We start from the raw sequence: 13,735 nt of genomic DNA, 5'->3' as shown, positions 1-13,735 counted from the left end.
GTACAGATAAGATAAATTATGTTTAGAAAACAATTGAATATTCAAAGAGTGTTACTCTGAAAGTTTAACAAAGGACAACTAGCCGCTAACAGGTAACTGTAGAGGTCCTAATAATACTTTTATCAAAACAAGTTTGAGTGATTAATTTGAGTAGTTCATTTTAGCCTTCAAGAGTTTTTGCAGCCTCAGCCATCCGCACTGAACGTATTAAGTTCGCTAAGGCAGCTTCTAAGTGTAGTCCCGCATCAACAGCAACCCAACCTTGGTTAGTTAAATGTCGCCATTCAAAGTGTAAATGAGGACCAGTAGAATAACCTGTGCTTCCTACTCGTCCGATGACTGCTCCCTGGTTAACCCATTCTCCAGGTTGAACATAAACCTCTGATAAATGAGCATAACGAGACTCTTGGCTTCCCTCCAAATGACGTAGGATAACTGTTAAACCATATCCTCCCAGCCAGTCGGACTGGGAAACTTCCCCCTCATAGGCTGCTAAAACAGGAGTCCCCAGAGGAGCACCGATATCCGTACCGCTATGTTGACGACCAGTTCCCGAAATAGGATGAGTACGCCACCCAAAAGCTGAAGTGATACTGGCAACCACGGGTAAAGGGTACATTAGGTCTGTCCGACTTTGTTCATGCACGATGGAATTTAGATGGCTATAGAGACTAGCAGCTCGATTGTATTTAGGAATAGATTCTAAAGAAACTGATAATTGTTTTCTAGTAATTGGTTGCAAATTAACTACTTGTTGAGGACCAATCGGAGGAGCTTTTCTTTGACGATTGATAAAATTAACACGATGATTTGCTAAAGTAGATTTTGCCGGGGAAACTCCCACCTTAGCAACTGAACCGCAATTACCTTTAAGTAGTTGACTGTTGTGGGAAACTATCTGGCAACCTGTTGATCGTTCGGTGAGTATAACAGAACTGGAAGAAACTGGTGATTGTTGAGGAGATATACCGTAATTGGTAAAATCTATATAACTATTTTTACCACGGGTAGCTATTGAAGGAGAGATTGGGATTCCTTTTGAGTGAACATGTATTGGTGGTTGACTGACAGGAGCAGCAGAAGATTTTTTAAAGGTTGAGGGTAAGATATTTGGTATTGATGACTGTACTTTTGTAATAGTATTTCCATTGGTGCGATTGTGTACCGAAGGTTTAGGGGCTATTTTCGGAGTAGCAGGTTTAACGGAAGAAGGATTTAAGATCGGCTTATTAGTCGCAGGACGATTAGGCACTATACGACGAAAAGATTCCGAAATTTTTTTGGAGGACGGTTCAACTACCTCCAGTTTGTCTGATGATACTCTCGTTTCAGAAGCAACTACAGTATTTGTGGAGGCATTAACCGGAGTTGAGAACAACTGGCTGCTGACGACACTGAGTCCACTGATTAAACTAATACTTTGTTTTAAGAAATGATTTGTCTTAGTGTATTTGGCGAGAGTTGCCGTTTGATAAGAGAATTGATTCATGTTCTTGCCACTTTCCATAATTCACTACCTATTAAGGCATGATAACGGATCACAAATAAATATTTCTTTTCATTTCGATTTTTTGAAAAATTTAATAAGTTTAACCAAAATAGTATTATCTAGAAGTTTTGACACTCTTTTGAGAATTAAAAAACTAGGGATTTAAATTATTGCCGTTTTAATGCCTAAGACAAACAGTTTATGATGAATTGCTTATCCCATTCTTTCAAACCTATCACACACTTAATTTATGATCTGGACGGACTGCTCTTAGGAACAGAAACCCTTTATCACAAGGTAAACCAAACTATTGCTCAACGCTATGGAAAAACTTTTGATCCCTCGGTTAAGGCGAAAATGGCCGGCCGTCGTACTCAAGAGTCAGCACAATTGTTTGTAGAATTACTTGATATTCCCCTAACTCCCGAAGAATATATAAAAGAACGTTATGCTTTACTCTATCCACTCTATGCTACTGTCCAACCCCTGGCAGGTGCAAAGGAATTGACTCAACATTTTGCTAGGCAGGGCATTCCCCAAGCTATTGCCTCGAGTTCTATTCGGTATCATTTTGAGTTAAAAATGTCGTCCTATCCTTCCTGGATCTCTTGTTTTGACCACTTTGTTTTTGGGGATGATCCTGATTTAAAAGAAGGTAAACCAGCTCCTGACATTTTTCTATTAACGGCACAAAGGCTAGAAGTAGATCCTCGTGCTTGTTTAGTGTTTGAAGACTCTTTAGCGGGAATGAAAGCAGCAATAGCAGCAGGAATGTCAACAGTAATTGTTCCTGAGAAAACAAGTGATTGCCAATTGTTCCACCAAGCAGACCAGGTTCTCAATTCCTTAGAAGAATTTAAACCTGAAAAATGGTGTTTACCCTAGCTAAATATATAATATATAACCCTTTTCTGATATACCCTGCTTAATAGAGTAGGTTATCTTCAAAATCTAATGGTTAGCGGCAAATTTTACTTATTAATTATCGACCAATTCCTAAATAATGGAAGCCAAAGAATTCAAGCTTGGATCGATCTAAGAAGTTGCGACCATCAATTATTACAGGGCTAACCATTAGACTAGCCATTTTTCCAAAATCCAATTTAAGAAACTCTTGCCAATCTGTTACCAACACTAATGCATCACAGCTATCAGCTAACATTTCTGGATCAGTTTCAATAATAACCCCTGACAACCCATGACTTAATCCTGATTGTGAAACGATGGGATCATAAGCTTTAACTTTAGCCCCTAAACGATTCAGTTGTTCTATGATAGCTAGAGATGGTGCGTCTCGCATGTCATCAGTATCAGGTTTAAAGGTTAGCCCCAACAAGCCAATGGTTTTGCCTTTAAGAATTTTTAGTTCCTGCTGTAGTTTTTCAATGATAATTAATTGTTGATGTTTATTAACTGCTACGGCGGCATTGAGCAAAGCTGTTTCATAACCATAATCGGTCGCAGTGTGAATCAAAGCTAGGATGTCTTTTGGAAAACAAGAGCCTCCCCAACCAATACCCGCTTGTAAAAACTTATTACCGATACGGGAATCTAACCCAATGCCTTTAGCTACTTGAGTTACATCGGCTCCGATACGATCACAAATATTAGCTACTTCATTAATAAAGCTAATTTTAGTAGCCAAAAAAGCGTTTGCTGCATATTTAATCATTTCTGCAGAGTTCAAATCGGTTACTACTACTGGAACAGGATTTAGGGCGGTATCGTTAGCAAACTTACGCTCTACCAGAGGACTATAAAGTTCTTGCATCATGGCAATAGCTTTATTACTATTGCTCCCTAAAACAATGCGTTCAGGATTAAAAGTATCGTAAACGGCTGATCCCTCTCGTAAAAACTCTGGGTTACTAACTACATCAAACTCGACTTCACTATTATTAGGGTATTCGTTTAAGCCATCCATTACGATCATTCTAACCCAGTCCCCTGAACCGATGGGAACAGTAGATTTATTAACAATTACTTTATACCCTTGATATAAGTTATTGCCAATACTACGAGCAACCGCTTCTACATAACGAGTATCGCTTTCTCCGCTAGGTAAGGCGGGAGTTCCTACTGCAATAAAAATCACTTCTCCATGAGCTACTCCTGTAGCCAGATCCGCTGTAAATTTTAACCGTCCGACATCAGCCGATTCGTGCATCAGTTGCGAAAGTCCAGGCTCATAAATGGGGGACTGTCCCGACTTCATTAATTTGACTTTTTCTTCATTATTGTCAACGCAAATAACATTATGACCAATATGAGCTAAACAAACTCCTGTGACTAACCCAACATAACCAGTTCCGATGACACAAACGCGCATAGTTTTTTATCCTCTAAATTGATAATGTAAATGTCAATGGCTGTTTAAAAAACTCGCTGTTGGAAATCTTTGATAGTTAACTCTAAACCTTCTTTTAAAGAAACCACAGGTTCCCAACCTAGATAAGTTCTAGCTTTATTAATATCAGGTTGCCGTTTTCGGGGATCGTCTTGAGGTAAAGCCTTATAGACTAATTCCATCTTAGGATTAAGCATCTCTTGGATAATCTGAGCAAGTCTTAGAATAGAATATTCCTCCGGGTTACCCAAATTGATTGGACCAATATAATCACTATTCATAAGTCTTATTAAACCTTCAACTAAGTCGGAAACATAGCAGAAACTCCTAGTTTGAGAGCCATCTCCATAAACTGTAAGAGGTTTTTCTTCTAGGGCTTGAACAACAAAATTACTAACAACACGACCATCATTTTTTAACATTCGTGGCCCGTAAGTATTGAAAATACGTGCAACTCGAATATCAACTTTATGTTCTCGATGATATTCAAAGGCCAAAGTTTCAGCCACCCGTTTTCCTTCGTCATAACAGGCTCGCAACCCTGTACAATTGACATTCCCTCTATATTCTTCGGGTTGTGGATGTACGTCGGGATCGCCATATACTTCCGAAGTAGAGGCTAACAAGAACTTTGCTTTAACCCGCTTAGCTAAGCCCAACATATATAAAGTTCCTAAAACGTTAGTTTTAATTGTTTTAACAGGGTTCAATTGATAATGAATCGGAGAGGCTGGGCAAGCAAGATGATAAACTTGATCTACCTCAAGACGAATGGGTTCAGTAATGTCGTGACGAATTAATTCAAAATAAGGATTATCAAACCATTTCTCAATATTATGTTTGTGACCTGTATAGAAGTTATCTAAGCACAAGACATCGTGTCTCTGTTCCATTAGGCGATCAATCAAATGAGAGCCGATGAAACCGGCACCACCTGTCACTAGAATTTTCATGTAATTTACTATTTTAAATTAAAATCTAATGTTAACTGAAGACAGGCATTTCGTCATCTCATATTAATTGAAAAGAACAGCCAAAACTAGAGATTTATGTTATAAATTATTTTTAATATATAAAATTTTTATAATAAATAGATAATCCGTTACTCCTAAAAGCTTAAATACTTTAAGATAGATCGGGCAAGTTGATTGTATTAGATTATAAACAGAAAGGCTATGATCAACAACTCAGATAGCACTCAAATGATGACACGTTTTAACTGAATATTATGAAAGCGGGGATAAATCTTATCTATATACAATAATAATAATATTATTATTGTGTATAGTAACCACAATAGTTATCTTAAAACTAGAGTAATCAATAAAGATAAAGATAGAGGGTTTAAATACTGTTATGTTAGTAGTTAAGTTACTTATATGTCTACCACCTCGATACTAGAATAGTTATTAAATAAACATGCCAACAATAATTACTATACTCTAAAATGTACATTAACTAACTATAAAATATCATTTTTTAGAGAGAAAAACAAATTTTTTTCAAAAAAAATAAAAAACAAAATAACAATTATTTTTTTTGTTTTTTTAAAATTTATATATACATAAATAATAATATTTAAATTATTGTCTATATATATTCAAAACTTACTTTACATAAAAGCAAACAACATTTTTATTATGAGTTTTTTCGTATTTTATAAGTAATTGTATATGTACTAATAGTAATACTAGTTTTCAATTATCATATCATAGATATCATCTACATTAGATAACAAATAAGTTGTCAAATATCAATATCTACGGAAACTAGTCAGACAATATTTGGAGCAAAATAATTAGATTAGTAATTATAATAATTTTTATGATTTATTGATTTTGACTTATTAGAAATCTATATATTTTTTGAGATTTTAAATTTATTAAATCTAATTTAGGGTGATCAAATAAAACTAAAATATCATTAAATTATAAATAAAAACTATAAAACAACTTCTACAATAGACATAAATAATGTTGTGGTATAGTTGTTATAAGTTTTACGAGGGGAAGTACTCAACCATTTTGTGAGTGTTAAATTTTTTTAAAATTTTAATGCTTGCAATCTAGATATGTCAACATTAAAATATCAAGTTTAATTTGTAAAAAAAATCTAATAATTTTTTTTACAAATTAATAGTAAATAAAACTAAGCCATGGTAAGATCACCTCATTATGTTAATCAATTTAATAACAAAAATTACTATAGTGAAATTATTGATGTTCGTTCAGAGAATGAGTTTATTGAAGATCATATACCCGGAGCTATTAACTTGCCTGTCCTCAACAATCAAGAAAGAGTAATAGTTGGAACAATTTATAAACAAAGTTCACCATTTGAAGCTCGTAAATTAGGTGCTTCACTCGTCACAAAAAATATTAGCAATTATTTAGAAAAATACTTTATCCGAAAAAATAAACACTATGTTCCCTTAATTTACTGTTGGCGGGGAGGTCAACGATCAAACAGTTTAGCTATTATTTTAAGCCAAGTTGGGTGGAAAGTGCAGATATTAGAAGGCGGGTATAAAACCTACCGTCAACATGTACGACAAGAGTTAGAAATATTACCGTTAAAGTTCAATTACAATATCCTTTGTGGGTTAACAGGAACTGGTAAGACCGACTTGTTACATAAGCTTTCTAAAAAAGGACATCAAATTTTAGATCTAGAAAGAATAGCAAATCATCGGGGTTCACTGTTAGGAAAAGAATGGGGAAAAAAGATAGATTATCAACCTTCACAAAAATACTTTGATTCACTTCTACTACAAAAATTGAAAAGTTTTGATGTTACTAAATCTATATGGATGGAATCAGAAAGTTATAAGATTGGTGAGGTCTATCTACCTTCAAAACTTTGGCACAAAATGAAAAAATCACCTTGTCTCGAAGTACAACTTCCTCTACCCGAGAGAGTAAAGTTTTTATTGCGAGAATATACTTATTTAATCACTTATCCAAATATTCTAAAAGATAGACTTATCCACTTAAAATCTCGTTATGGCAAAGAAAAAATAGATAGTTGGTTTAGATGGATTGATCAAAAAAAATGGTTTGATTTGGTGCAAGACTTATTAGTAACTCATTACGATCCTGCCTATCAAAAATCCATAAGTAAAACTTATAAAAATTTTGAGAAAATGATTTATTTTGCTGACTTTAACTCTATAGATATAGAAAAAATACTAGAAAGTTGATAAGGTAGAAGATATGAAATAACAAACAATTTAAAAATTAACTTCTTCATCAATTTCTCCCCCTTCTATTATTGTATTAGCTTTTTGTATATTGACTAAAAAGTTATTTTGTTTATAGTTAATAGCTTGGGCTATGATTAACCCTTTTCTAAAAAAACCTAAAGCTAATTCATATTGTTGATTAACCATATAAATGTGACCAATTCTCTCATAAGCCTTCATCAACCCATAATAATTATAGGATAATTGTTCTACTTGAATCAAATTTTTATAAATTTGTAGGGCATAATCATTTTGATCATAGTTTTGGTAAAGTTGTCCTAATTTTGTTAACGCTTCTGCTGCTGCTCCAAATAATTGAAATGACCAAGCTAATGAATAAGCTTCTTGATAGTTTTTACTTGCAATTTCTGGTTCTCCTAAAGCTTCATAATCTTTTCCTATGGCGATTTTTAAAGGGGGAATCAACTTTAATTCCTGACTTAACAGATAGTTTTTAACTAATTTCTCTTTTATTTTAGCTGCATTTTGGGGTTGCAAAGATCGACTATAAATCTTGGCTAAGATTTGCAGATATACTCCTTCTTCTAAGGTGTTTTTTCTAGTTTGAGAACGCTTTAGTAAATCTTCATAAATAGGAGCGGCTTTAGGATAGTCAAATTTAGATAAATACAACTGACCTAATTTTTTTATAGCAGATTCTTCAGCAATGAAATCGTTATCTTGACGCGCATTATTGAGAACCTTTTGATAAATTATTAAGGAATTATCTAGAGCATGTAGTTTTTTATAGGCATCAGCTAATCTCCTTAATAAGGCCGGACTTAAAGTATCTTCCTTTTCCGATAATTCTTGTAAGGTAATTAATCGTTTGTTAATAACTCGTACATCTTTAGTCCGTGTTCGATTCCAAGCAATTTCTCCTACTCTTCCTAACGACTCAATTTCCTCTAAACGTCCTAAAACTCTACGTAGTCTCAATTCTCGATACCAAATTTCAAAAGCTATGTTATCATTTCCCATATGCAATTGAGTTTGAGCTTCAGTATTTAAAGTATTTAGTTCTTCTCTCAGTTTACGCTGTTCAAATGGAGTGAGAGGACGGGGAACTGAAGGAAGAAGAGGATCTTCAGTAATAGTTGCTAATGGATTAAGTTCCAGTTTTTTAACTTGAGCGAATGCTAGTGAAGAATAACTCCAAATATTGAACAATTCTACTATTATTAATGCAGTAATTAAAGAAAATAATCCGTATATTTTTTGATAGAAGTTTAACATAAAATTATAGTAATTGATGATGATTAACAATCGTATAAAATCGACATATCAATGATAGGATTAAATACTTTGATATATCAAAACTTAAGATAAAAGTAACTGTAAATTTTGTAAATTAGTTAGGATTACTATACTAAATCACTGTAATATTTTTGTTTCTTCAGACCAGTTTCGAAAAAATAACGATAAAAAATCTGAAAGTTTTGTTTTACAAGGTTTCAAATACTCTAAAAAATTAATTTTTATTAAATATAAAATTATCAAAAATCATATGATACATTCATACATAATAATAGTTTTGAAAGTTATTGGCTATTAATCTATCATACTCAGACTAGAAGAGCTACATTTTTTATAAAAAATATTAATCATAATATAATTATAAAGTTTGGGTAGTATATTCTGTACTCCCTGTTGTCATCAATTATAGTTTGACTGAAGCCCAATAAAAATTATTTATCAATCTATAACTTAAATTTTATAGAACAATATTTGCCACCAATACAAATCTTTTAAAACTGTCATATAAATTATCGGCTGCAACTGAATACCCGCTAAATTGAGCACTTTCACACCTTATCTAACAATAACTCACAAGGAGCAACCCTTGATTTTATTTACCAAAATCGTCTTTATCCTCGTTATACATAAGCAACCTTCTAATTGAAAGAACGACAACTATGCTAACAAAACTGAACGAAAACCCTATCCCTCTTAAATTTATTGTGCCAAAGAAAATAGTTTAGTTTACTGGGGAGGACAGTCTTCCCTTTAAATGAAAAGTTGTTAGATAATTAATCGATTAATATCGTGGCAGAATTTAATCTCGACATTAGAAAACTTAGAAAAACTCACCCGAGATTAAAGTTTTCCAAATGAAAACCTAACTAACTATGTAATCAATAATTTAGCATTTAAAACATCAATAATTAGCAACACAAGCATTTATTAGAGATATTTCCGACTATTGACTACCACAGAATCCTCTTCAAACAAAAATATAACCCAAACAGAAAACAACATATCATTGTTGAATATACTTATCTACCTACTTGAGCAACCTCCAAAGAGTAGCTGTCGTGGATGAGAATATTATGACTAAGAGAGTGAAAAATAACCGCTTGAAGTCGAGTAAGAAGATCTCAGTGTAAACTGAATAAAGATAATCTCAAAAAAGTTGCTTGGTTCAAGGCATTTAGACATGGTCAAAATAGGCGAAAACCTTGTGGCGCAGCGAGAAGTATCACATTTCGACCTTGCGTCCTATCTTAAAGAAAAACAACAACTAGTTGAAGCAGCATTAGATAGTTCCCTTTCCATTACTCGTCCTAAAAAAATTTATGAAGCAATGCGTTATTCCCTACTAGCAGGAGGAAAGCGACTACGCCCGATTCTTTGCTTAACTACTTGTGAGTTGATGGGTGGTACCGACGAAATGGCATTGCCTACTGCCTGCGCTTTAGAAATGATTCACACCATGTCTTTAATTCATGATGATCTTCCGGCGATGGATAATGACGACTATCGTAGAGGTAAATTAGCAAATCATAAAGTTTATGGAGAAGATATTGCAATTTTGGCTGGAGATAGTTTATTAGCTTATGCGTTTGAATATGTAGCAACCCAAACTCGTAACGTTGTTCCCCACAATTTAATTACTGTTCTGGCTCGCTTGGGTCGCACAGTCGGGGCAGCTGGATTGGTTGGCGGTCAAGTATTAGACTTAAAATCAGAAGGACAAAATAATATTAGCATTGATACTTTGAAATTTATTCATACTCATAAGACCGGGGCTTTATTGGAAACATCAGTGGTATCAGGAGCAATTTTAGCCGGAGCTTCAGAGGAAGAAGTTCAACGATTGTCCCAATATGCTCAAAATATTGGTTTAGCATTTCAAATTGTTGATGATATCTTAGATGTCACTTCCACCCAAGAAGAGTTAGGGAAAACATCAGGAAAAGACCTGCGAGACCAAAAAGCTACTTATCCTAGCCTTTGGGGCATTGAAGAATCAAAAAGACAAGCCCAAAACTTGGTTAGTGGAGCAATCACCCAATTAATACCCTACGGAGTCAAAGCTGACCCCTTAAGGGCAATCGCCAACTTTATCGTCACCCGTAAAAATTAAATGTTTTTGAAAAATTGACCATGCACAATTTTGAGACGATTTTCCAAAACCCAATCCTTTCGACGTCTTTGCTGGCTTGTTTTTCTGCTCAAGGATTAAAGGCAATCATTGAACTATTTCGTAACGGGCCAGTAAATTTGCGTTATCTTGTCACCACTGGAGGAATGCCAAGTTCACATTCTGCTTTAGTGGGGGCATTAGCTACTGGCGTAGGATTAACCGTTGGTTGGAATAGTCCAGAATTTGCCATTGCTTCTTTATTTGCAGTAGTCGTGATGTACGATGCGGCTGGTGTTCGTCAAGCTGCAGGGACTCAGGCCAAAATTCTTAATCAAATCCTAGATGAATTTTTTCACGATGGACACCATCTTAATCAAGAGCGGTTAAAAGAACTGTTGGGACATACACCTTTTCAAGTTTTTGCTGGCTTAGCTTGGGGAGTTGGTATTTCAGTTTTGGCTTTACCTGTTTTTTGATATTAGTCACTATCTAATCTAACGCTCTTAACTGAGGCTTTTGCACTGGGTATGACAAGTACTTATAAAAGGGCGCAGCAGTCGTTTTACTAACACTAATTACTTATTTGACCAATATTAATTACTTGAGATGACTTGATGTTTTATCTGAGATATAAGTCATGGCAAGGTGTAGAACCTAACAGTTAGAACGCCATCATAATCAAGATAACTTCACAGTAAATTTAGCCATTGATCTAAGGGACTAGGTCATCAAACTTTTACATTAGTTCTATTTTCTTGATATTTGAGTGATCGGCACAGAAAAAACTCTGCTAACGTATGAATAGCAAGGGCACGAATTTTTCTCGTTTAAGGACAAACGTACTACTTTTTTATCAGTTAGTATTCTCATTTCTTGGGAATTGATGTCCTGGAGCTTTGATAGGGAACTCAGAACGATGGTTAAAATTTTAATCAGAGTTGAGATTGCCTAGCTTTGAAAATTAAGTCCGCCGAGGAGGCTGAGCCCTGGGGAATACTTAGGTTAGTTCTCGGGCGATTCCAATACTATCTAAACAGGTAAATTTGACAATTGGCGTTGTTATCAACGTAATTTGCTTAAAATATACTTGTCAACGGACTTTATTAACCATGTCTCTAAGCGATTGAGTACAGATGTCCAGCTATTTCTTGTCCAGTGTTTTTAACTCCACTCAAGATCTTAAATGATCTTGTGCAATTAAAACAAAAACCTTACCCGATTTTTTGTAATCGAGGCTACAATCGGAGAGGTATTAAAGTTTTGTAACCCCCGACTTTATTCTTGGGAATTTTCCGAACTGGTAGCTTGGAAATCATAGTCCTTATGATAGTTGGCTCTAAGCAGGCCGATTCAGACTGCTTTTTCCCAAGGAACCTTATGAATCACCCCCAGGTAAGTCTACTGTAGGGAGGTTGAATTCGTAAACTCTACTACCACACCCTATCTTCTAGTTGTGCACTTCAAGGAGCAAGAGGAAAACGGCATGACGCAGGCTAATGAGCTATTAACCCTTACTGAACCTCAGATTGATGTAACATTCTTCATCCCTGATGACGATGAAGCCGTACGAACATCGACTGATGGTGTGGTAATCGATGAGGAATTAACTGAACCAGAAGGGAAAAAAACCCGAAAACTGAGTGCTTTTCGCCGTCGTGATCAAAGTAAGAAAAAGCCTTATACGGAGGATTCAATTCGGGTTTATCTTCAAGAAATTGGTCGTATTCGGCTCTTGCGTGCTGAAGAAGAAATTGAATTGGCTCGTAAAATTGCTGATCTTCTTGAATTAGAACGAATTCGTGAACAACTCGGTGAACATATGGGACGCTTCCCCACTGAGAGGGAATGGGCAGAAGCCGTCAATGTCGATTGGCATGCTTTTCAACGCCGTCTCTTTTTAGGACGCAGAGCTAAGGACAAAATGGTTCATTCGAACTTACGTCTGGTAGTTTCTATTGCTAAAAAATATATGAATCGGGGGCTATCTTTTCAAGATTTGATTCAAGAAGGATCTCTGGGCTTAATCCGAGCAGCAGAAAAATTTGACCACGAAAAGGGTTATAAATTCTCGACTTATGCTACTTGGTGGATTCGTCAAGCCATTACACGAGCAATAGCTGATCAATCGCGTACTATTCGCCTTCCGGTTCATCTTTACGAGACCATTTCTAGAATCAAAAAAACTACCAAAATTCTTTCCCAGGAAATGCGCCGTAAACCCACTGAAGAGGAAATTGCCACGCGTATGGAAATGACTATTGAGAAGCTTCGTTTTATCGCTAAATCTGCCCAATTGCCTATCTCACTAGAAACCCCTATTGGTAAGGAAGAAGACTCCCGTCTGGGAGATTTTATTGAGGCTGATGGAGAAAATCCAGAGGACGAAGTCTCTAAAAATCTACTGAGAGAAGATTTAGAAAATGTCCTTGACACCCTAAGTCCACGAGAACGGGATGTTCTTCGTCTACGTTATGGCTTAGATGACGGGCGAATGAAAACCTTGGAGGAAATTGGGCAGATTTTTAATGTCACTCGCGAGCGTATTCGTCAAATCGAAGCTAAGGCCCTGCGGAAATTGCGGCATCCTAATCGCAATAGTATTCTTAAAGAATATGTCCGTTAGTATAGTTCATCACTGAGAAACTGGGTTGTCCGAGGAGAACCCAGTCAAAAAAAGGGATTAATGAGAGTGATTATATTACATACATTAATGGGTTAAAGTAGACTACAGAAATGGATAGCTCCTTAACCGGCTACTAAACCAGTCATCAAGAAAAAGACTACTGTCCGGGAAAGTTTATTGAAGTTGATAGAGAGAATCCAGAATGTTTTGCCTCTACAAGCTGTTCGAGACAAAATCAATCATTGCTAGACAGCTATTCAAAGTTTTAGCCTAGAAGGTGAAACTGAATTTTCTTTCGTATTAGTCATAATTAGTCGTTGTGTGTAGCAACTTGAAAAAAACGTACTGTGTAAAGTACTGTCAGTCACAGTAACAAGTTTTGGACTATGTAGTAAAAGTCTATAACTTTAGCAGGGCAATGTTAAGACTTAATATTAATGGGAAATGTGATAGCCTAACTGGAGATTATTCTTTTTGTCAGTTTCCGAGGTTAAAGCAATGTCTCCTAGAATTAGCTGCTATGATGCCAGGATAGATTTATTTGTCAGCCAAATATTAAGATGTCAACATAAGACTATCTCAGGTATGGGGCACATTTGATTTCGATAATACGCAAGGCATCTATCTTCATATTCAAATGTGTCGAGTAAGAAAAATCTAGATATGCC

9 protein-coding genes are annotated in these 13,735 nt (G+C 35.3%); 5 read left to right on the top strand and 4 right to left on the bottom strand.

What is annotated here, in order from left to right:
- Window positions 1-160: 160 nt before the first annotated feature.
- Entirely contained in the window at window positions 161-1,489 is a 1,329-nt protein-coding gene (locus OXU93_RS04965) for a M23 family metallopeptidase (RefSeq protein ID WP_267382903.1), read from the bottom strand.
- Between the two features lie 201 nt (window positions 1,490-1,690).
- Here OXU93_RS04965 and OXU93_RS04960 point away from each other — a divergent pair, with 201 nt between their 5' ends.
- Window positions 1,691-2,374: an HAD-IA family hydrolase gene (locus OXU93_RS04960; protein WP_267382901.1), complete on the top strand. Its 684-nt coding sequence runs from the start codon at window positions 1,691-1,693 to the stop codon at window positions 2,372-2,374.
- Window positions 2,375-2,471: 97 nt separating this feature from the next.
- On the opposite strand, the gene OXU93_RS04955 is transcribed toward OXU93_RS04960, so the two are convergent.
- Together OXU93_RS04955 and OXU93_RS04950 are read right to left on the bottom strand one after the other, a co-directional pair.
- Window positions 2,472-3,818: a UDP-glucose dehydrogenase family protein gene (locus OXU93_RS04955; protein WP_267382899.1), complete on the bottom strand. Its 1,347-nt coding sequence runs from the start codon at window positions 3,816-3,818 to the stop codon at window positions 2,472-2,474.
- Between the two features lie 44 nt (window positions 3,819-3,862).
- The gene (locus tag OXU93_RS04950; RefSeq protein WP_267382897.1) at window positions 3,863-4,789 is read right to left on the bottom strand and encodes a UDP-glucuronic acid decarboxylase family protein; all 927 of its coding nucleotides are present in this window, start codon (window positions 4,787-4,789) and stop codon (window positions 3,863-3,865) included.
- 1,202 nt (window positions 4,790-5,991) lie between these two features.
- Between OXU93_RS04950 and mnmH the strand changes: the two genes are divergently transcribed.
- Window positions 5,992-7,035 (top strand): tRNA 2-selenouridine(34) synthase MnmH, encoded by a 1,044-nt coding sequence (mnmH, locus tag OXU93_RS04945; RefSeq protein ID WP_267382895.1) that lies wholly within the window; start codon window positions 5,992-5,994, stop codon window positions 7,033-7,035.
- A 30-nt stretch (window positions 7,036-7,065) separates the two neighbouring features.
- Here mnmH and OXU93_RS04940 read toward each other — a convergent pair whose 3' ends face one another.
- Window positions 7,066-8,313 (bottom strand): tetratricopeptide repeat protein, encoded by a 1,248-nt coding sequence (locus OXU93_RS04940; RefSeq protein WP_267382893.1) that lies wholly within the window; start codon window positions 8,311-8,313, stop codon window positions 7,066-7,068.
- Between the two features lie 1,201 nt (window positions 8,314-9,514).
- Here OXU93_RS04940 and crtE point away from each other — a divergent pair.
- The 3 genes from crtE (at window position 9,515) to rpoD (ending at window position 13,067) form a co-directional block, all read left to right on the top strand.
- Window positions 9,515-10,444: a geranylgeranyl diphosphate synthase CrtE gene (crtE, locus tag OXU93_RS04935; protein ID WP_267382891.1), complete on the top strand. Its 930-nt coding sequence runs from the start codon at window positions 9,515-9,517 to the stop codon at window positions 10,442-10,444.
- Between the two features lie 20 nt (window positions 10,445-10,464).
- Complete coding sequence (locus OXU93_RS04930; RefSeq protein ID WP_267382889.1) at window positions 10,465-10,920, top strand: divergent PAP2 family protein; 456 nt, start codon at window positions 10,465-10,467, stop codon at window positions 10,918-10,920.
- Between the two features lie 1,007 nt (window positions 10,921-11,927).
- Window positions 11,928-13,067, top strand: a complete 1,140-nt coding sequence (rpoD, locus tag OXU93_RS04925) for an RNA polymerase sigma factor RpoD (RefSeq protein ID WP_267382887.1) — start codon at window positions 11,928-11,930, stop codon at window positions 13,065-13,067.
- Window positions 13,068-13,735: the final 668 nt, after the last annotated feature.

Origin of the sequence: Cyanobacterium sp. uoEpiScrs1 (assembly GCF_947331815.1) — a bacterium.
Lineage (GTDB): Bacteria > Cyanobacteriota > Cyanobacteriia > Cyanobacteriales > Microcystaceae > Rippkaea.
The sequence above is the reverse complement of the archived record's forward strand: the minus strand, read 5'-3'. Positions and strand labels throughout refer to the sequence as shown.

What these genes read in the sequence shown, in the direction of transcription:
- OXU93_RS04965 (WP_267382903.1), bottom strand. Translation starts at nt 1,489, where the DNA reads ATGAATCAATTCTCTTATCAAACGGCAACTCTCGCCAAATACACTAAG.
- OXU93_RS04960 (WP_267382901.1), top strand. Translation starts at nt 1,691, where the DNA reads ATGATGAATTGCTTATCCCATTCTTTCAAACCTATCACACACTTAATT.
- OXU93_RS04955 (WP_267382899.1), bottom strand. Translation starts at nt 3,818, where the DNA reads ATGCGCGTTTGTGTCATCGGAACTGGTTATGTTGGGTTAGTCACAGGA.
- OXU93_RS04950 (WP_267382897.1), bottom strand. Translation starts at nt 4,789, where the DNA reads ATGAAAATTCTAGTGACAGGTGGTGCCGGTTTCATCGGCTCTCATTTG.
- mnmH (WP_267382895.1), top strand. Translation starts at nt 5,992, where the DNA reads ATGGTAAGATCACCTCATTATGTTAATCAATTTAATAACAAAAATTAC.
- OXU93_RS04940 (WP_267382893.1), bottom strand. Translation starts at nt 8,313, where the DNA reads ATGTTAAACTTCTATCAAAAAATATACGGATTATTTTCTTTAATTACT.
- crtE (WP_267382891.1), top strand. Translation starts at nt 9,515, where the DNA reads ATGGTCAAAATAGGCGAAAACCTTGTGGCGCAGCGAGAAGTATCACAT.
- OXU93_RS04930 (WP_267382889.1), top strand. Translation starts at nt 10,465, where the DNA reads ATGCACAATTTTGAGACGATTTTCCAAAACCCAATCCTTTCGACGTCT.
- rpoD (WP_267382887.1), top strand. Translation starts at nt 11,928, where the DNA reads ATGACGCAGGCTAATGAGCTATTAACCCTTACTGAACCTCAGATTGAT.